The organism is Sinomicrobium halophytocola, assembly GCF_052983395.1.
The window spans coordinates 323,201-342,444 of sequence record NZ_JBRKIT010000040.1 but is presented as its reverse complement, the minus strand read 5'-3'; the positions used below and the strand labels follow the sequence as shown (position 1 = coordinate 342,444).

The 19,244-nt window shown below is 43.6% G+C and carries 16 protein-coding genes; 9 read left to right on the top strand and 7 right to left on the bottom strand.

From position 1 onward, the window contains the following. Window positions 1-99: 99 nt before the first annotated feature. Together mtaB and bla are read left to right on the top strand one after the other, a co-directional pair. Window positions 100-1,437 carry a tRNA (N(6)-L-threonylcarbamoyladenosine(37)-C(2))-methylthiotransferase MtaB gene (mtaB, locus tag ACVBDY_RS18180; RefSeq protein ID WP_447176881.1) on the top strand — a complete coding sequence of 446 codons (1,338 nt, stop codon included), beginning with the start codon at window positions 100-102 and terminating at the stop codon, window positions 1,435-1,437. Window positions 1,438-1,472: 35 nt separating this feature from the next. Further along, window positions 1,473-2,213, top strand: a complete 741-nt coding sequence (gene bla / locus ACVBDY_RS18175) for a subclass B1 metallo-beta-lactamase (RefSeq protein ID WP_447176880.1) — start codon at window positions 1,473-1,475, stop codon at window positions 2,211-2,213. Between the two features lie 78 nt (window positions 2,214-2,291). Here the strand turns inward: bla and ACVBDY_RS18170 are convergent, their stop codons facing one another. Next, window positions 2,292-2,582 (bottom strand): GNAT family N-acetyltransferase, encoded by a 291-nt coding sequence (locus ACVBDY_RS18170; protein ID WP_447176879.1) that lies wholly within the window; start codon window positions 2,580-2,582, stop codon window positions 2,292-2,294. 340 nt (window positions 2,583-2,922) lie between these two features. On the opposite strand from ACVBDY_RS18170, the gene ACVBDY_RS18165 reads away from it, so the two are divergent. Beyond that, entirely contained in the window at window positions 2,923-3,585 is a 663-nt protein-coding gene (locus ACVBDY_RS18165) for an alpha/beta hydrolase (protein ID WP_447176878.1), read from the top strand. A gap of 142 nt (window positions 3,586-3,727) precedes the next feature. Next, entirely contained in the window at window positions 3,728-4,678 is a 951-nt protein-coding gene (locus ACVBDY_RS18160; RefSeq protein ID WP_447176925.1) for a lytic transglycosylase domain-containing protein, read from the top strand. A gap of 59 nt (window positions 4,679-4,737) precedes the next feature. Here ACVBDY_RS18160 and ACVBDY_RS18155 read toward each other — a convergent pair whose 3' ends face one another. Next, window positions 4,738-5,253 carry a DUF2892 domain-containing protein gene (locus ACVBDY_RS18155; protein WP_447176877.1) on the bottom strand — a complete coding sequence of 172 codons (516 nt, stop codon included), beginning with the start codon at window positions 5,251-5,253 and terminating at the stop codon, window positions 4,738-4,740. Window positions 5,254-5,588: 335 nt separating this feature from the next. On the opposite strand from ACVBDY_RS18155, the gene rpmH reads away from it, so the two are divergent. Beyond that, on the top strand, window positions 5,589-5,747 hold the full coding sequence (rpmH, locus tag ACVBDY_RS18150) for a 50S ribosomal protein L34 (protein WP_072316091.1): 159 nt from the start codon (window positions 5,589-5,591) through the stop codon (window positions 5,745-5,747). Between the two features lie 104 nt (window positions 5,748-5,851). Continuing rightward, window positions 5,852-8,704 (top strand): carbamoyl-phosphate synthase large subunit, encoded by a 2,853-nt coding sequence (gene carB / locus ACVBDY_RS18145; protein ID WP_447176876.1) that lies wholly within the window; start codon window positions 5,852-5,854, stop codon window positions 8,702-8,704. 94 nt (window positions 8,705-8,798) lie between these two features. Here carB and ACVBDY_RS18140 read toward each other — a convergent pair whose 3' ends face one another. Further along, window positions 8,799-9,563 (bottom strand): MBL fold metallo-hydrolase, encoded by a 765-nt coding sequence (locus ACVBDY_RS18140; RefSeq protein WP_447176875.1) that lies wholly within the window; start codon window positions 9,561-9,563, stop codon window positions 8,799-8,801. Window positions 9,564-9,634: 71 nt separating this feature from the next. Then, entirely contained in the window at window positions 9,635-10,660 is a 1,026-nt protein-coding gene (locus ACVBDY_RS18135) for a formimidoylglutamase (protein WP_447176874.1), read from the bottom strand. A gap of 129 nt (window positions 10,661-10,789) precedes the next feature. On the opposite strand from ACVBDY_RS18135, the gene ACVBDY_RS18130 reads away from it, so the two are divergent. After that, entirely contained in the window at window positions 10,790-11,806 is a 1,017-nt protein-coding gene (locus tag ACVBDY_RS18130) for a DUF8428 domain-containing protein (RefSeq protein ID WP_447176873.1), read from the top strand. 116 nt (window positions 11,807-11,922) lie between these two features. Here ACVBDY_RS18130 and hutI read toward each other — a convergent pair whose 3' ends face one another. Further along, window positions 11,923-13,167 (bottom strand): imidazolonepropionase, encoded by a 1,245-nt coding sequence (gene hutI / locus ACVBDY_RS18125; RefSeq protein ID WP_447176872.1) that lies wholly within the window; start codon window positions 13,165-13,167, stop codon window positions 11,923-11,925. Between the two features lie 128 nt (window positions 13,168-13,295). After that, on the bottom strand, window positions 13,296-14,693 hold the full coding sequence (fumC, locus tag ACVBDY_RS18120) for a class II fumarate hydratase (protein ID WP_447176871.1): 1,398 nt from the start codon (window positions 14,691-14,693) through the stop codon (window positions 13,296-13,298). A gap of 138 nt (window positions 14,694-14,831) precedes the next feature. Here fumC and ACVBDY_RS18115 point away from each other — a divergent pair, with 138 nt between their 5' ends. Then, window positions 14,832-15,038, top strand: a complete 207-nt coding sequence (locus ACVBDY_RS18115; protein ID WP_072316097.1) for a hypothetical protein — start codon at window positions 14,832-14,834, stop codon at window positions 15,036-15,038. A 142-nt stretch (window positions 15,039-15,180) separates the two neighbouring features. On the opposite strand, the gene ACVBDY_RS18110 is transcribed toward ACVBDY_RS18115, so the two are convergent. Then, window positions 15,181-17,658 carry a M14 family metallopeptidase gene (locus ACVBDY_RS18110; RefSeq protein WP_447176870.1) on the bottom strand — a complete coding sequence of 826 codons (2,478 nt, stop codon included), beginning with the start codon at window positions 17,656-17,658 and terminating at the stop codon, window positions 15,181-15,183. 353 nt (window positions 17,659-18,011) lie between these two features. Here ACVBDY_RS18110 and ACVBDY_RS18105 point away from each other — a divergent pair, with 353 nt between their 5' ends. Then, window positions 18,012-19,229 carry a multidrug effflux MFS transporter gene (locus ACVBDY_RS18105; protein ID WP_447176869.1) on the top strand — a complete coding sequence of 406 codons (1,218 nt, stop codon included), beginning with the start codon at window positions 18,012-18,014 and terminating at the stop codon, window positions 19,227-19,229. The last annotated feature ends 15 nt before the right edge of the window (window positions 19,230-19,244 follow it).

Genomic DNA, 19,244 nt, shown 5'->3' with positions numbered 1-19,244 from the left:
TTCTAAATACTTTAAGTAACTTTGCACTCCCGATATAAGCACAAGCTATTCATTTCTAGTGTTTTCGGGGAAGCGTTGAATTTATAATCAGGCAGGTACATGGATCAAAGAAAAAAGGTGGCTTTTTATACATTGGGATGCAAACTGAATTTTTCGGAAACATCGACCATTGCCCGGGGTTTCCAGGATGAAGGGTTTGATCGTGTTGATTTTGATGAAACGGCGGATATTTATGTCATCAACACTTGTTCGGTAACGGAAAATGCTGATCGGCAGTTTAAACAGGTAGTGAAGAAAGCCCTGAAAAATAACGAAAATGCTTTTGTCGCCGCCGTAGGCTGTTATGCCCAGTTGAAACCGGAAGAACTGGCTGCGGTAGATGGTGTAGACCTGGTACTGGGAGCTACGGAAAAATTCAAGATCACCGATTATATAAGCGACCTGTCCAAAAATGACTTCGGAGAGGTGCATTCCTGTGAGATAGAAGATGCCGATTTTTATGTAGGAAGTTATTCTATAGGGGACCGGACCCGTGCTTTTCTGAAAGTACAGGACGGTTGCGATTATAAATGTACGTATTGTACCATTCCGCTGGCACGGGGAATATCCCGAAGCGATACACTGGAAAATGTATTGTATAATGCCAGGGAAATATCCCGGAAAAATATCCGGGAGATCGTTCTTACCGGGGTGAATATTGGGGATTACGGTAAAGGAGAGTTTGGGAACAAGAAGCATGAACATACCTTTCTGGACCTGGTACGGGCTTTGGACGGAGTGGAAGGAATAGAGCGTCTTCGTATTTCTTCCATAGAACCGAACTTGTTAAAGAACGAAACCATAGAATTTGTAGCGGACAGCAGGTCTTTTGTTCCGCACTTTCATATTCCCCTGCAATCCGGAAGCAATGATATTCTGAAAAAAATGAGACGCAGGTATCTTCGTGAACTTTATGTGGACCGGGTACGGAAAATAAAAGAAGTAATGCCGCATGCGTGTATAGGAGTAGACGTTATCGTAGGATTTCCCGGGGAAACGGACGAACATTTCCTGGAAACCTATCATTTTTTAAACGAACTTGATATATCCTATCTCCATGTATTTACCTATTCCGAAAGGGATAATACCCTGGCGGCGGAAATGGACGGTGTGGTGCCCAAAAAAGTAAGGGCCAAAAGAAGTAAAATGCTCCGGGGATTATCTGTGAAAAAACGCCGTGCGTTTTATGAAAGTCAACTGGCAACTAAACGGACCGTACTTTTCGAAGGAGAAAACAAGGCGGGGTATATACACGGATTTACCGAGAACTACGTTAAGGTCAAGGCTCCCTGGAACCCGGAACTGGTAAATACCCTGCATACGATCGTGCTTAAAGATATAGATGAAGACGGACTGGTCCGTTTTGATTTTGTCAACGAAGAAGTCTATGCTTCCTGAATTGTAGCTGTTAAAAATACATCTTCCCGGTAACTATGATGAGATATAGCTTGCTTTCCTTTTTTAGTTTGATATTGTTGGGGTGCGGTACCGGAAAATCCGTGATCGCCGATAAAAATTACAGTTCAGGTAGTCTGGAGGTCCGCAGGATATCCGATCATGCATATGTTCATACGTCTTATATGGATGTGGAAGGTTTTGGCAGGGTTTTCTGCAACGGGGCTGTGTTTTTTGACGGGAAAGAGGCTATAGTTCTCGATACTCCGGGAGACGACAGCGTTTCGGAAGAACTCATCCGTTGGGTGGAAGATTCCCTGCATTGTAAGATCAAAGCAATTATTCCTACGCATTTTCATAAAGATTGCCTGGGCGGGCTGAACGCATTTCACGGGAGGGGTATACCTTCTTATGCGGGTAATGCAACTATTGCATTGGCAGCATCAAATGCTTCCCCGGTTCCTCAAAAAGGTTTTAACCGCTCCAAAACGTTCCGGGCGGGAAATCAGGAAATAATCATGGAATATCCGGGAGAAGGACATACAAAAGACAATATAACAGGCTATCTCCCGGGTGATGGCGTGTTGTTTGGAGGTTGTCTCGTCAAAACTTCCGGGGCGAATAAAGGCAACCTGGAAGATGCTAATGTCACCGCATGGCCGGAAACGATCCGTAAAATAAAGACGGAATATCCGGATTTAAAAATTGTTGTTCCGGGACATGGCGATGCAGGAGGGGCTGAATTACTGGATTACACGATAGAACTATTCCGGCCATGACCGGGCATTCCCGCGATCCGGGGACATCAGTAATGTGACCACTATCCTCTGAATGGGCGACAGGGCTTGAGTTTTACCTCAGATGCGAATACCCACCGGAAGCAGGTCCTTATATTCTTTGTGTTTTCGCAAGAATCCCGCTATTTCCGGGCTTGTGGGAACTACCCGCATATTGCGTTCTTCTACAATTTGCAGCACAGACTCGATAAAGTCGTCTTTCTGGTGCTCATCGAAGTTCTCGGGAAGAACCAGTTTGGTCAGGAAGATCTTTTTGTCCTGGGAGGAGTACTCTATTTTGGCCAGTTTGCCGTTTACACGGGTTTCGAACTGACGCAAAAAATCATTGTCTTTAACAGCTACTTCACTCATCGTTTTTAGTTTTATTTACTGGAATTATAGTGTAAGCGGAATCCAGAAGCGACATAGAACCGTATGCCGGACAATCTGGGTTTCGTTGTGCATGTGATATACACCTTTGTTTTTTTTCATCTTAAATTTTCCCTGTGCAAGAATTGTAGGAGAAATGTTTCTTTTTCTTCCGTAAAACCTAAATTTGTAGAGAACTACGAAAAAATTCAGATTTTACGCTGGATTATCGTTTCCCGAAACCGTTCTGAAAAAACGGAAGAAAACCATAGCATTTGTGATTAGCGCGTACAAAGATATGAAAAAATACTAAGAGTCTATTATACAATCATATAACAAATTGATGGATACGCCCAAAATACCTGTTTATTTTATGCCCGGCATGGCGGCTAGCCCGCTTATATTTGAGAACATCCGATTACCGGAAGATCGTTTTGAAACACATTACCTGGAATGGATACTACCCTTGGAAAACGAATCATTAAAAGATTATGCGGTAAGAATGAGTGCCAATATAAAACACGAAGCACCGGTGCTTGTAGGCGTGTCATTCGGTGGTATGCTGGTACAGGAGATGGCGGCATATGTACGTCCGAGAAAAATAATTATCGTATCGAGTGTAAAGTGCAGGGAAGAATTGCCGGTCAGGATGTTATTTGCAAAACATACCAGGGTTCATAGGCTGCTTCCTACCGGTTTGGTCAACAATGTGGAACTATTGGCTAAATATGCTTTTGGTGAAGCGGTTACCAAAAGAATACAGTTATACGAAAAATATTTGTCTGTCCGGAATAAAAAATATATCGATTGGGCCATTGATGCCATTGTCCGTTGGGAAAGGGATGAGATACTTCCGGGGATAATCCACATTCACGGAGATAAAGATCCTGTATTTCCTATTACCAGGATTAAAGACTGTATCCGTATCGATAAGGGTACGCATATTATGATTATAAACCGTTATAAATGGTTTAATGAACACCTTTCTTCGCTTATTGAGAATTGAAAATAGCCATTTGTTCGGATCCCGTAACAGGGATTTTTTTTACCTTTACAAAGCGTTTGCATGATATGTTCGCGGTTTTCTTATATGATTACGGGAAAATCAGCGTTAATGTTAAAGAGAAACAGAGATCAATATGAGAGTTATGGAATGGTTGAAAAAAGGTCTTATGGCCATAGGAATTATTGCACTGGCAGGTTTTTTTCTGAGTTCGGTGCAGGGAGAAGGGAAAGACGCCATAGAAGCGGGAAATGACCCGGAGGTCGTTGACAAAGCTGTACGTGATTATAACGTATATGCTATCGATTTTTTGGATAATATGAGCTTTGCAGGAGAGCAGGTACCATTGAACGACCCGGATATACAGGAACGTATGGACCGGGAAATATTGGTGAATACATATTGGCAGTCCAACGGGCTGTTGCTTATAAAAAGGGCGCATAAATATTTTCCTGTCATAGAGCCCATATTGGCAAAACACGGCATCCCCGACGATTTCAAATATCTTGCCGTCATTGAGAGTGGGCTGCAGAATGTAGTCTCTCCAGCAAGGGCTACGGGGTTCTGGCAGATTATGAGCGCTACTGGCAAGGAACACGGACTGGAGGTAAACCAGAATGTGGACGAACGTTATAACCTGGAGAAATCTACCGAAGTAGCCTGTGATTATCTGAAGAAGGCAAAAGATTTATTCGGAAGCTGGACATTGGCCGCAGCGGCATACAATGCCGGAAGAACAGGGGTGTCCAGGCAACTGGAGAGACAGAAAGAAAGTGATTATTACGATATTTTACTGGGCGAAGAAACCGGGAGGTATCTCTTTCGGATACTGGCTATTAAAGAAATACTGTCCAATCCGCAGAAATACGGATTTAATATAGAGCCCAGGCACATGTATACATATATCCCTACACGAAAAATGGAAGTGGATTATGAAATAGAAGATCTGGCGGATTTTGCAAAAAAACAGGGGATCAACTATAAAATACTTAAAATACACAATCCATGGCTCAGGGAAACCAAGCTCAATAATAAATCCAGGAAGAAATATTTTATAGAAATTCCTGAAAAAGGATACTATAATGTACAAAGTTAGAAAAGAGTTCGGAGCACGAAGATGAAAATACTTCTAACTTCGGGCTTCGAACTTCAAACTTAAATCTTTTTCATTTGCTGCTGCATCATTTTTATCTGATCGGCAAGCATGTTCTGTTTGTCCAGTTTTTTGGCTTCGTTAAGGAGGATGGTGGCTTCTCGCTTTCGTCGTTTTTGCATGGCGATTCCCGCAAGGCTCAGTTTGGTCATAGCAACATCATAATTCATGGAAAGTCCCAGTTTCAGGGCTTTTTTGAAGTATTTTTCGGCTGTGGTCAGATTGGTTTGAGAAGTCATGATACCATGAAGGTAATTGTAATATCCTTGTTGCTTGCGGATAAGGGCTGTTTCCGGGTTTTTGATCTTATTCAGCCATTTGGCAGTCCCTTCAAAATCCTGTTTGCGCATGCGAAGAAAGGCCAGAAGTATCATTTCATTTCTGAAATAAAGGAAAATAAACACCAGTGAAAGTAATATGAGGCTTATACCGTTACCTATATTGCCTTCGATAAACTGATAAACTGCATAGCCGATGACAAGCGCCGCGATAACTAATTTTAGATTTTTATTGAACATGTTATGTTTTTTTAAGAATGCACTTTGGCGAACAAGAATGCAAAGTTAAAAAAAAGTCACGGAGCACATACCGTATATGTCAAATTTCCACGGAATAAATGACCGGACAATGGTATTGAAAGATATGTGAAGGATAGTCAGGGCACAGATCTGCGGAATACCAAACGGTTGCCCGCTTAGCGGTTGAAAATAACGTTGAAAATAACAGGGAAAAATATTTTTTTTAAATGGTTTGTGAAAGTAAAAACTCTTCGTATATTTGCGCCGCACTTTTGTGAAGGAATCTCGTGCATGATGAATTAGGTATTTTTAAAGAAGTTTTAAGATATTAGACAATGAAAAGAACATTTCAACCCTCAAAGAGAAAAAGAAGGAACAAGCACGGTTTTAGAGAGAGAATGGCGTCTGCGGACGGTAGAAAAGTGCTTGCCCGAAGAAGGGCAAAAGGAAGAAAGAAATTAACCGTATCTTCCGAACCAAGGCATAAGAAATAATGCTATTGAAATTCTATTCATATAAAGGTGTTGCTTTAAAGAGTGACACCTTTTTTTATATCTTATCTGCACATAATTTGTTTAAATAACACAATACCAAAGAAATGCCAAAAAGAAAAGATCTAAAATGTATTCTGATTATCGGTTCGGGGCCTATTATCATAGGTCAGGCGTGTGAGTTTGATTATTCCGGTTCGCAATCCCTGCGTTCCCTTAGAGAAGACGGAGTGGAAACTGTTTTGATAAACAGTAACCCGGCAACTATTATGACGGACCCATCCATGGCAGATCATGTGTACCTGAAACCGCTGACCACGAAATCCATTATAGAAATACTGAAGGCACACCCGAATATAGATGCCGTATTACCGACTATGGGGGGACAGACTGCATTAAATCTTTGTATTGAGGCCGATGAGAAAGGAATCTGGAAAGATTTTGACGTAGAGATCATAGGGGTAGACATTGATGCGATCAATATTACCGAAGACCGTGAGAAGTTCAGGGAGCTGATGCTGAAAATAGGTATCCCCATGGCTCCACAGGCTACGGCAACATCGTATCTCAAAGGAAAAGAAATAGCCCAGGAATTCGGTTTCCCTCTGGTGATCAGGGCCTCTTTTACTCTCGGAGGGGCAGGAGCTTCTTTTGTGCATCACAAAGAGGATTTTGATGAAATGCTGACCAGGGGACTGGAGGTTTCTCCGATCCATGAAGTCATGATCGACAAGGCATTGCTGGGATGGAAAGAATACGAACTGGAGTTGTTACGCGATAAAAACGACAATGTTGTTATTATCTGTACGATCGAAAACATGGATCCGATGGGAATCCACACCGGGGATTCCATTACGGTTGCGCCTGCAATGACCCTTTCGGACAGGACCTTCCAGAGAATGCGGGATATGGCTATCCACATGATGCGCAGTATCGGTGATTTTGCGGGAGGATGTAATGTGCAGTTTGCCGTGAGTCCGGATGAGAAAGAAGACATCATCGCTATTGAAATAAATCCCCGAGTATCCCGTTCATCCGCGCTGGCATCTAAAGCAACAGGATACCCCATTGCAAAAATAGCTTCGAAACTGGCCATCGGGTACACGCTGGATGAGCTGAATAACCAGATTACCAAATCCACTTCGGCATTATTTGAGCCTACGCTCGATTATGTTATTGTAAAAATACCACGATGGAACTTCGATAAATTCGAAGGTTCCGACCGGACTCTCGGACTACAGATGAAATCCGTTGGAGAGGTGATGGGAATAGGACGCTCGTTCCAGGAAGCGCTTCACAAAGCCACACAATCTCTCGAGATTAAGAGAAACGGACTTGGTGCCGACGGGAAAGGGTATAAAAATTACGATCAGATCATCGAAAAACTGACATACGCCAGTTGGGACAGGGTCTTCGTTATTTACGATGCCATACAAATGGGAATACCGCTTAGCAGGATACACGAGATCACCAAAATAGACATGTGGTTCCTCAAACAATACGAAGAGCTGTATTACCTGGAAAAAGAAATATCCACGTATACGATAGAGTCCCTGCCTAAAGAACTCCTGCTCGAAGCCAAGCAAAAAGGTTTTGCCGATAGGCAGATAGCCCATATGCTGGATTGCTGGGAAAGTGAAGTATATAACAAAAGGGAAGAGGTTGGTGTAAAACGTATTTATAAACTGGTAGATACCTGTGCAGCAGAGTTCAAGGCGCAGACACCTTATTATTACTCTACTTTCGAAGATGAAATAGAAACTGCTGACGGAAAACGTTTTGTAGATAACGAAAGTAAAGTTACCGAAAAGAAAAAGATCGTGGTACTCGGTTCCGGACCTAACCGTATAGGACAGGGGATTGAATTTGATTACTGCTGTGTACACGGGGTACTTGCAGCGGCGGAATGCGGATACGAGACCATCATGATAAACTGTAATCCGGAAACGGTATCGACGGATTTTGACACCGCGGATAAACTTTATTTCGAGCCGGTTTTCTGGGAACATATTTACGATATCATCCGTCACGAGAACCCCGAGGGAGTGATTGTTCAGCTAGGTGGGCAAACCGCGCTTAAACTGGCGGAAAAGCTGGATAAATACGGGATTAAGATCATTGGTACAAGCTTTGAATCTCTTGACCTGGCCGAAGATAGGGGAAGTTTTTCCACACTGCTTAAAGATAACGATATTCCGTATCCTGAATTCGGTGTGGCCGAAACAGCGGAAGACGCACTTAGACTTTCCGACCATCTTAATTTCCCGATCCTGGTAAGGCCTTCTTACGTACTTGGGGGACAGGGAATGAAAATCGTGATCAACAAGGAAGAACTGGAAGAACATGTGGTAGATCTACTCCGTAAGATACCGAACAACAAATTGTTGCTGGACCATTACCTGGATGGTGCCATAGAAGCCGAAGCAGATGCTATATGCGACGGTGAAAACGTCTACATCATAGGTATAATGGAGCATATTGAACCTTGTGGTATCCATTCCGGAGATTCTAATGCTACCTTGCCACCGTTTAACCTCGGAGAATTTGTCTTGCAACAGATCAAAGACCACACGCATAAAATAGCATTGGCCCTCAATACTGTCGGGCTTATCAATATACAGTTTGCCATCAAGAACGATGTCGTATATATCATAGAAGCCAACCCGAGAGCGTCCAGAACAGTGCCGTTTATAGCCAAGGCCTACGGAGAACCGTATGTGAATTACGCCACCAAAGTCATGCTTGGAGAAAACAAGGTTACGGACTTTGATTTTAAACCGAAGTTAAAGGGATATGCCATAAAACAACCGGTCTTCTCTTTCAATAAGTTCCCTAATGTTAATAAAAGCCTGGGACCCGAAATGAAGAGTACAGGAGAGGGTATTCTCTTTATAGACAGCCTGAAGGACGACCAGTTTTACGAACTGTATACCAGAAGAAAGATGTACCTGAGTAAATAACTCTGCAGGTGCAAGTCATATAATAAGATTGCCCGGGTATATGCCGAAAAACAGCATTATACCCGGGCAATTATTTTTATCGGGGAAGTGGTTTTTACTGATACCAATCTCTCAGCCTGACTTCAATACCTTTATTTTCCGCATCTACCAGTCTTTTAAATTTTTCGGTGTCACTCATGTCTGGCCGGCCCCGATAGTGATAAGGATACACAATAGCAGGCTTAAAGTCCAGAACGGCATCTGCGGCCTGTTCCACGGGCATGGTATAGGGGAGGTTCATACATACGAAAGCGATATCGATATTTTTCAGTGCTCTCATCTCTGGAATATCTTCGGTGTCTCCGCTGATATATACTCTTTTATCGTCCATTGTAAGTACATAACCGTTGCCTCGTCCCTTTACATGAGGGGCATCTTCGCTTTCCGGAAGGTTGTACATTGGTAAGGCTTCTACGGTAATGCCGGATATTTTTTTCTTTTCCCCGTTTTTCATTATTACCATTTTACTTTTATAGTTTTCAGGGAGCTGATCCGCAACGGCCTGTGGTACTACAAAAATGGCTTCGGATGTATCCAGTCCCTCCAAAGTACTCTTGTCAAGGTGATCACCATGGATATCCGAAATGAAAATAAGATCCGGGGTGCCCAGCCCGGAAAATTTTTCGGCACCGCCGTAAGGATCGGAGTAGATGGAAATATCCTTCCATTGCAGGGCAAGGGTGCCGTGGAATACAGGCCGGATAACAATCTTATTTTCCTTTCCCGTAACCAGGGTATCGGACTTTGCCTGGGAAAATCCGCTCCAGGCGAAAGAGCAACTGAGAACAGTAAAGCCCAGCGAAGCAATATATCTTTTCATAATTTCGGGGTTATAGATTACACGATCTCCTAAAATTACGAAAAGATTTTGATCCTGTTTTCATGCCGGACCTATTTCCGGATAAAATCGGTAATGAGATAAGAGATAAGTTTGCCGGTCAGGCGGGTTTCATTGTCATTTTCCGGTTGCGGTGCTGCTTCGCATATGTGCAGGTATTGAATGTTTTTACTGTTCTTCCAGTGATGTATAAGCTTTCGTACCTGTTCTAAGGTAAATCCGGCAGGACTCCTGGCACTGCTGGGAACATTCTGTATGGCATCGCAGTCTATTTCTATACCGTATGGCTCTCTTTTTATAAAATGGAATGCCTGTTCCATCTGGTAATCCAGACCGTTTTCTGAAGGGAGCAACAGGTCTTCCAGGGTATTGAATCGTATATGGTCCGATTGATCTTCCAGCTTTTTATAAATAGATTTCGAAGTATAGTTCTTATGCAGGCCGAAAATAAAATAGCGTTGCAAAAAGCCTTCCTTGAAAGCATAAGAAAAACCATTGCCACTGTGTCTTCCCTCCAGCGATCGGAAATCCGTATGCGCGTCTATGTTAATGCTGTTTACCGGTTTGCCCAGGGCTAGGGCACACCCTTTGATGATACCGTAGCAGTTGTTATGCCCTCCTCCGATTATGATGGGTTTTTTCCCGGCCATTACGATTTTCCGGACCAGGTCAGTTACTTCTATATCTATTTGTGCCGTGAGTTCTCTCGCCCTTTCGGTATATGTATTTTTGGAAGGATCCATTGCGTCAAGTTCTTTTATCTCTTCCGAAAAATCCAGGTGCCCGAGTAATAACACCCTTTTTGCTTTATTATCCCGATGATTTTGTGTGTTCAGTAATTGTTGCAGTGTGGCATTCCATGCATGCCGTGCCCCTTTTCGGCCGTAATTTCCGGCGATACCTATATCTTCGGGTACTCCGAAAAGAACATACCTGGCTTTGGATTCCCGGAGTTGTTCTTCCATCTCCTGCCCCTCGTTGAGCAATCTTACCCGTTCCCCGAATTTAACTTCTCCCTTTCTGTGGGAAACGATTTTTTCCATATCCCTGAGGGTGTATAAACACAAAAGATTTCGCATATACCTGGTTTAAATCTTAAAGCAAATATGAAAATAAAAAATCTATTTGTTAAATTTAATCGTATATATATTCATTAGGCCATATAACAAAAATTAAAATTAGGCGTTAACAGTTAAAAAGAAATCATTATGACTGAATCAAAGAGTAATAACGGTTTGAAAGTTATAGCTGCATTGCTTGGGGTAGCCCTGATAGGGACATTGATCTATACCTCAAGCTTGTACAGCGATAAGAAAAAGACTACGGCAGACCTTACGAATCAGAAAAACATGGTGGTCGAAGATCTGAATAATCTCAAGGCAGATTATGACAGGGCGATCCAGGAAGGCGATTCGACAAATCAGGAATTGCTGGACGCGAGAACAAGGATAGACCAGTATATCGATTCCGTAAAGAGTATGAAGGCGGATATTTCTGCGTTGTACCGTTACAGAAGGCAGGTAAATGTGCTTACCAAGGAAAGGGAATTTCTCCTGGCCCAAAACGACTCCCTGCGCCGATCCAACGAAATGCTGATCATACAAAGGGATAGCACCAGGACAACACTGGAAAGACAAACGGAGTATGCCGATTCAATCCTGACGCAGAACGTTCAGCTTGCCAAGGTAGTGGATGCGGGATCAGCACTCAGCCTTTCCAAGTTTTCTGTGGAAGCCGTGAGAGAGCGTAACAGCGGAAAATTGGTTTCCGTAAACCGTCACAGGAGAGCGGATAAACTAAAAATATGTTACACTATTGCTGCAAACCGTATAGCATCTTCCGGGGATACGCAGTTTTACGTACAGGTTATCGGGCCTGCCGGGGCTATTATGGGAGAAAATGCAGTTGCCACTTATGCGCCTCCTGTAGAAAAAACCATATCTAAGGCCAAAAATGCAGTAGCCGATGGAGTTGCATCGATAGATGGAGACTCGGTTGTTGCGGAAGAGGTAGTAGAAGAAATGGAGTCCGTAAAGGAACCCGCTGCTGCTACCAAGAGTTTAACGTATAGTAAAATATCTAACTTCTTCTATGAAAATGCGGCTCTTGATGTATGTGATTATCTGGATAAGGAAGGAGATGGTTTTGAAGGAGGTAATTACGAGGTTAAGATCTTTGACAGTAAGTTGAGGGAATTAGGCTCTTCATCTTTCGAGTTGAAATAGCATCCTGATATAAGCTATTATAAAAACCACTATCGGTGTTTCGGATAGTGGTTTTTTTATGGGTTTCAATTCTGTTCAGGGACCGTGATAAAGCCTGAAACAGTAAAACATGATAATCAGTTACGGATAAAAGTCTTTCCGTTAACAAGTACCTGTTCTATATGATTGCTTCCGAAAGCATATGGCAGGAAAGAGTAACCTGGCACTTCCCTTGTAATAATGAGGTTGGCTTTTTTTCCTTTTGTAATACTTCCGTGAGTTTCCGACAATCCCATAGCGTAAGCTCCGTTTATCGTAGCAGCATTAATGGCCTCTTGGGGTGTTATTTTCATTTTGATACATGCAGTAGCGACTACAAAATTCATATTACCACTGGGGGTTGACCCCGGGTTATAATCGGTAGCCAGCGCCAGGGGAAGGCCTGCATCTATCATTTGACGGGCCGGAGTATAGGGAATACTCAAAAAGTAAGAGCATGAAGGTAATGCAACGGGCATAGTATCCGATCCTTTCAACACTTCTATATCTTTTTCCCGCATGACTTCCAGGTGGTCCACGGAAAGCGCGTTGTGTTTTACTCCGATCTGAACGCCACCTATGGCGTGAAACTGGTTGACATGTATTTTAGGGATGAGATTGAAAGCTTTTCCGGCTTCAAGGATGCTTTCGGTCTCTTCTGTGGTGAAATATCCCTGTTCGCAGAATACATCGATATATTCCGCAAGGCCTTTTTCGGCTATGGAAGGGATCATTTCGTTGATGATAAGGTCTATATAGCCTTTTCTGTCCGATTTGTATGCTGTCGGAATAGCGTGCGCTCCGAGAAAAGTGGATTTAACGGGAATGTCATAGTTTTCCCGAAGTTTTTTTATAACCCGGAGCATTTTCAGTTCGGCATCCGTGCTGAGTCCGTAGCCGCTTTTTATTTCAACAGCACCGGTGCCCATGGCAATTACTTCTTCCAGTCGTTTTGCCGATTGCAGGTAAAGGTCGTTTTCGGGGGTTTCTTCCAGTTTTTTTGCGGAGTTAAGGATACCACCGCCCCGGTTGGCTATTTCTTCATAAGAAAGGCCGTTGATACGGTCTACGAATTCCTGTTCCCGGTTCCCGGCATATACGATGTGCGTATGGCTGTCGCACCATGCCGGCATAACCAATTTGCCGGAGGCATCGATAACCTCGTCTGTTTCTATATCCGGAAGATCCTTCATTTTTCCGTAGTCTGCTATGCTGCCGTTTTCTATAAGAAGAAAGGCGTCTTCTACTATGGGAAGGTCTTTCATTTCCGATCCTGACAATTTCTTAACATGGTTGTTCCTTACCTGGAGGAGTTGCCGGATGTTTTTGATGAGTACTTTCACGAGTCTGTTTTTTGTGTGATAAAAGCCGTGTGGTCTTTCTTGGAGATCCTTGCGTAACGGGATCTTATGAAGATGCACGGCTTTTGCCCGGTTGAGATGCATGGGGTAACATCTTTACTTACAAAGGGCTACTTCAGGGAGCCTACCATATCCTCGGGTTTTACCCATTCGTCGAATTCTGCAGGGGTGAGGTACCCGAGGTTGACGGCTTCTTCTTTGAGGGTAGTTCCGTTTTTATGAGCGGTATTGGCGATTTCCGCAGCTTTATAGTATCCTATTTTGGGGTTGAGAGCGGTAACCAGCATGAGGGAATTATTTACCAGTTCCTTTATCCTGGTGTGGTTAGGCTCTATTCCGGAGGCGCAGTGCTCTTCGAAGCTTACACAGGCATCACCGATGAGCTGTGCGGATTGCAGGAGGTTTGCCGCCATTACCGGTTTGAAAACATTAAGTTCATAATGTCCCTGGGTACCACCAACAGATACAGCAACATCATTACCGATAACCTGTGCACAAACCATGGTCAGTGCTTCACACTGTGTAGGATTTACTTTTCCGGGCATAATAGAACTTCCGGGTTCGTTGGCAGGTATGAGTAGTTCCCCGATGCCCGAACGTGGTCCGGAAGCCATCATACGTATGTCGTTTGCTATTTTATTCAGGGAGACAGCCAGTTGTTTCAGCGCACCATGTGTTTCCACAAGGGCGTCGTGTGAAGCCAGGGCCTCGAATTTGTTTTTGGCGGATTTAAAAGGGATTTCGGTAAATTTCGCGATGTACTCTGCTACTTTTTCCGCATATCCCTGGGGGGTATTGATCCCGGTTCCCACGGCAGTACCTCCGAGTGCCAGTTCGGAAAGGTGATCGAGGGTGTTGTTCAGGGCTTTAAGGCCATGGTCGAGTTGCGACACATATCCGGAGAATTCCTGTCCGAGCGTTAGGGGTGTAGCATCCATAAGATGCGTACGTCCTATTTTTACCACATCCCGGAACTCTTCCGATTTTTTCTTCAGGGTGTCGCGCAACCTTGTAACCCCGGGGATAGTAACTTCAACAATTTTCTTGTAGATAGCAATGTGCATTCCGGTTGGAAAAGTATCGTTGGAAGATTGCGATTTGTTTACGTCATCGTTAGGCTGAAGAGTTTTTTCGCCTTCGCCTATGGTCTTTCCGGCAATTTGATGTGCCCGGTTGGCAACCACTTCATTGACATTCATATTACTCTGGGTACCCGAACCCGTTTGCCAGATAACCAGGGGAAACTGGTCGTCGTGTTTTCCTTCCAGTATTTCATTACATACCTGGGCAATAAGGTCCCTTTTTTCTTCCGGGAGTACACCTAATTCACAATTGGTATAGGCCGCGGCTTTTTTCAGGTAAGCAAATCCGTAGATAATCTCCAGCGGCATAGAAGCGGAAGGGCCTATTTTGAAATTGTTTCTGGAACGTTCGGTCTGGGCTCCCCACAGCTTATCTGCAGGGACTTTAACTTCTCCCATCGTATCCTTTTCTATTCTGTATTCCATGATGTTTATTAAGATTTTACACTATCTACAAAATTACTATTTTGCCGTGTAATACCTGGTGATTTTTGTCTTTTTATACGGGAAGTTTTTTGATTTAGTTCGGAAAAGCCTTCGGGATTTCAATTAAAAACGGTACTTTTGTTCCGAATTCGAAAATTTCCGGAAATTATGTTTGAATTTGACCAGTATTTAGGCTTTTTAGCGTTCGCGGGTATAGCCCTTTTGGGATTCTGGTTGATGGTCTTCCTTACTGCTTTTGCAATTCCTTACTGGATAAGCGGAGCGATCATGGAGATGATCAAAGAAAAACGCGAGGCTAAAAAAGCTAAGAAGATGCAGGCGTAAGAACGCACAAAAAGGGCTCCGATATCGGGCCCTTTTTTTATTGATCTTGGTTTCTATAAATTTTAGTCACAAATACACGGATGTAATGATGATGACCTTATAACGTTCCCTGTACAACCAGTAATCTGCGACTCACATTACTCTATTGTACCATAAAGAGCGCGTTGACAAATAATAACTTGCCATTTTCCCAGAATCCCCGGAACAGGGGATTGTCTACCAGGTACACTATACTCCCTTTTCCATACGAATGAACGCCAAAAACCAGGGTGTTCGCAATGTTTTTCTGTGCTTCACTACCGGCAAAACCGGATAACGGGGCTCCATCTTTTTCGAGGTAAAATGCATTGCCATTTTTTAGCAGATCAAATGCACTGCTGCTTTGCTTCAGGGAAAAATAAGTGTCTGGGTAACCGAAAGCCAGGGGATGGGTAGGATCTGTCTTTACTTTGTAAATGGCTCCTGTAATATTGTTTTTTACGTGATTTCTTTCCCAGGAATCGTAGGGTACGGGTATAAAAAGCGAATCATTCTCTTCTGTTTCTTTTTCCTTAAGTCCGAAGTCTTCCTCTTCTTTGAGCGTATGGAGTGCCTTTCCTATCGCGATCAGCTTTCCGCCGTTTTTTATCCATTCTTTTAGGCGTTTTAGCTTGGTTTCGTCCAGGTACTCAGCGTAATTTCCTTCGGGAAGTATCAGCACATTATAGGATGAAAGGTTTATTCGGTCAAAATAGTCCGTGTCCACTATGGTTAAGGGATATCCCAGTTGTTGCTCAAAGAAATGCCATATTTCGCCTACGTTCAGGGTGGAAGCGGGAGATCCGGACAAAAGCGCTGCCTTAACATTGGGAACCGGGCGTACGTATGACGAACCTAAATCTTTTCCTTTGGTAACGAATCCGGTAGATGTAGCGGTGAGCTCCCGGCCGTGTTCTTTTGCTACGGAGATTAATTTCCGGGGAAAGTCCTTATCCCTGGCGTTATCGGTTCTGGTAATGATGAGGCTTCCTCTTGTAAAATCTTTTCCGGCAACTGTAAAAGGCTCTTCGGTATACCTGACCCGGAGGCCTTCTTTTAAAAGAGCGGTGAGAAACCGGGCATCTTCCATACTTTTCCAATCGGAGACATAGGCGTAAGCAGCCGGACCGGGAGAAAGGGAAGGAGGTGTCGTCTCGGAAGGCTTATTACTGATGGAAACCGTACTGTTTTCCGTAGCAACGGCATGAAGCCCGTAGGCATAGGGGAGTGCCCAGGCGGTGATATCGTAAGTGAGGGAGTCATTCAGTTTGGTCCTGGGTTCGAACAATACCTTTACGAGCGTGCTCTTGGGCTGGTCGGAAGGGATTACGAGATCTCCTTCGGCAGTTTTCAGACTTCCCTGCTTTCCTGTGGTATAATCAAAACCTTTTACTACAGTTTGCGCTGTAAAATGATACCGGATATTATGCCGGTCCAGCAGACGGGTAAGGGTATTTATATGGTCACGGTTACCGCTAAGGACATAGTTGCGGTATTTATAATCACGGCGGGTATAGAATTTTTCGAATTCGTCATTTAGTTTTCCGGCATTTTCGGAAGATATTTCTACAGTAGATATTCCGGTAGTGTAATGATGAGCCAATCTGTCCCTGAGCGTGAGGGTATCTTTGGCGGAAGTAATGACACCCAGGCCAGCCCTGCCGCTGCCTCCCTGTTCATAGGTCATACCTATACTGCCGTTGTACATCGGGTAAGTATCCCCGTAACTGGGATATAGTAGGTCAAATACCTCTTTGGTGAAATACAGCCATCCTTCGGTATCAAAATAAGTAGCATGATTTTTCCCGATCGTTACCTGGAAGTCTTTTTGCCAGTCCGTAATAACCTCGTGGAGGGGTTCCGCGCCCGGAGCAAAGTAATAAGGGGCATCCATGCCCTGTTCATGAAAATCGGCATGTACATGTGGTAACCACTGATTGAAGACCGCTACACGTTGTCTGCTTTCTTTCTGGGTGAGCCATGCCCAGTCCCGGTTGAGGTCAAACATATAATGATTGGGACGTCCGTTGAGCCAGGGTTCGTGATGTTCCTTGCCATCCGGGTTTACATTGTTGGGGACATTGACATTCTGGTTATACCAGTTCACATAGCGGTCCCTTCCGTCCGGATTCACACAAGGGTCCAGGATAACTACCGTATTGTCCAGTAATTCCTGCTTTTGGGTAACGAGGTCATAAACGGTCTGCATGGAAGCTTCGGTACTTACACTTTCATTGCCGTGTACGTTGTAGCTGAGCCATACGATGGCAATATCGTTATCCGTTTTTCCTTCCAGCGATTTAAGGTGCTCGGTACGGATAGATTCCAGGTTACTTATATTGGCAGGAGAGGAAATATAGCAAAGTATAAGTTCCCGGTGTTCATTGGTTTCGCCGTAGTTTTGCAGCTTTATCATATTGGGTGCAGCTTCCGCCAGGTGTCTGTAATATTCTACGACCCGATAATGACGGGTAAAGCGGGTTCCCGGTTCGTAGCCCAGGAATTCTGTGGGAGATTTCAATTCCTGTGCGATACTTAAGGTCGAAAAAAGGACAAAAAGGCAGATATATGTATAACGGGAGAAAAGCTGCTGGATATTCATATTTATATAACTGTTTTTTCTTACCCCTGAATGGCATGGATAGAAACGAAAATAACTTTTTTTCCTCAAAGTTCATCGCTGGGCCTGTAAAAATGTTTCTTTTTACGGATCAGGCAGAAATCCGTATTAAAAATACTTCTTTTTATATTTTACAGGCAGAAAAGACGAATTTGTCAGATAACGACTGTCCATATGTCGGTTGTTATTTTTTTCTCATAATAGATCATCTCTTTTTTGTGGAAATGTAAATATGATGTTAAAGCACCGGGTAAGGAGGACAGGTACTTTTATTATGCATATTTTTGCACATTCCCGTTACGAAATTCCGGTTTTATCCATATTTTATTTCTGAAATGACAAAGAAACAACAGCAGGTTCTGATTGTTATATTGGGCTTTATTGCTGCTTTAGGACCTTTTTCCATAGATATGTATCTTCCAGGCTTTCCGGCCATTGCGGAAGATCTGAAGACCGATGATGCGCATGTATCCCTGACGCTGACCACCTTTTTTGTGGGTATATCGGTGGGGCAGCTCATCTACGGCCCTTTACTGGATCGTTTCGGACGTAAGAAGCCTTTACTGATAGGTCTTGCCATCTATGCGTTTGCTGCCATTGGATGTGCCTTGTCCCCGGATATTTGGTGGCTTATAGGGATGCGGCTTATCCTGGCGCTGGGAGGATGTGTGGGTATGGTAGCTTATAGCGCTATTATCCGCGATCGTTTTCCGGTAGACGAAATAGCTAAGGCCTTTTCTTCCATATTACTGGTTATGGGTGTGGCTCCGGTGCTTGCCCCGACTCTGGGAGGGATTTTCACAGGTGCTTTCGGATGGCGTTCCATTTTTGTTTTTCTCTTTGTTATTGCTGTCATACTTATGGTGGTGATCCGTTTCTTTCTGGAAGAAAGTAAAGGGCAGGACAGAGAAGTATCGTTAAGACCTGAAAAAATAGCAGGCAATTATATTTCGGTACTGAGAAATAACGATTTTATCTTATACGGACTTTCCGGTAGTATTGCTATGGCTATTATGTTCGCCTATGTTTCCGGGATACCGTTTGTATTGATGAAAATATACGGAGTATCCGAATCTACTTTTGGCTGGATGTTCGGGATGAATGCTTGCGGTTTTATTGCAGGGAGCCAGTGCAACAGGTATCTTCTGAACCGTTTTGATGCTGTGGAACTGACCCGTAAAACTTCTTTTATACAGCTTATCCTTACCGTTATCTTTCTTATAGGGGTGTGGCGGTTTGAGCTTCCGCTATCGGTCTTTGCCGGACTTTTGTTCTGTATATTATTTCTCCTCGGTTTTATAAACCCTAACTCCACTGCGTTATCTCTCAGGCCCTTTTCGAATAATATAGGATCGGCATCGGCGATGAACGGCAGTTTTAAAATGGGAGCGGGAGCAGCCATCTCGGCGTTGATGGGAGTAATGTATGACGGCACAAAGTTCCCTATGATATTACTTATATTCCTGATGTCTTTTATTTCCTTCATACTGTTGCTTATGGCAGGAAAAAAATCCGGAAAGGTCCTCCGGTTTCGTAAAAAGGTATATGAGTGACAAAGAGTTCGGAGA

Coding starts and splice junctions, on each gene's coding strand:
- ACVBDY_RS18135 (WP_447176874.1), bottom strand. CDS start 10,660: ATGCGAAATCTTTTGTGTTTATACACCCTCAGGGATATGGAAAAAATC.
- ACVBDY_RS18130 (WP_447176873.1), top strand. CDS start 10,790: ATGACTGAATCAAAGAGTAATAACGGTTTGAAAGTTATAGCTGCATTG.
- ACVBDY_RS18140 (WP_447176875.1), bottom strand. CDS start 9,563: ATGAAAAGATATATTGCTTCGCTGGGCTTTACTGTTCTCAGTTGCTCT.
- carB (WP_447176876.1), top strand. CDS start 5,852: ATGCCAAAAAGAAAAGATCTAAAATGTATTCTGATTATCGGTTCGGGG.
- ACVBDY_RS18110 (WP_447176870.1), bottom strand. CDS start 17,658: ATGAATATCCAGCAGCTTTTCTCCCGTTATACATATATCTGCCTTTTT.
- ACVBDY_RS18160 (WP_447176925.1), top strand. CDS start 3,728: ATGGAATGGTTGAAAAAAGGTCTTATGGCCATAGGAATTATTGCACTG.
- rpmH (WP_072316091.1), top strand. CDS start 5,589: ATGAAAAGAACATTTCAACCCTCAAAGAGAAAAAGAAGGAACAAGCAC.
- mtaB (WP_447176881.1), top strand. CDS start 100: ATGGATCAAAGAAAAAAGGTGGCTTTTTATACATTGGGATGCAAACTG.
- bla (WP_447176880.1), top strand. CDS start 1,473: ATGATGAGATATAGCTTGCTTTCCTTTTTTAGTTTGATATTGTTGGGG.
- ACVBDY_RS18105 (WP_447176869.1), top strand. CDS start 18,012: ATGACAAAGAAACAACAGCAGGTTCTGATTGTTATATTGGGCTTTATT.
- ACVBDY_RS18165 (WP_447176878.1), top strand. CDS start 2,923: ATGGATACGCCCAAAATACCTGTTTATTTTATGCCCGGCATGGCGGCT.
- ACVBDY_RS18155 (WP_447176877.1), bottom strand. CDS start 5,253: ATGTTCAATAAAAATCTAAAATTAGTTATCGCGGCGCTTGTCATCGGC.
- ACVBDY_RS18170 (WP_447176879.1), bottom strand. CDS start 2,582: ATGAGTGAAGTAGCTGTTAAAGACAATGATTTTTTGCGTCAGTTCGAA.
- fumC (WP_447176871.1), bottom strand. CDS start 14,693: ATGGAATACAGAATAGAAAAGGATACGATGGGAGAAGTTAAAGTCCCT.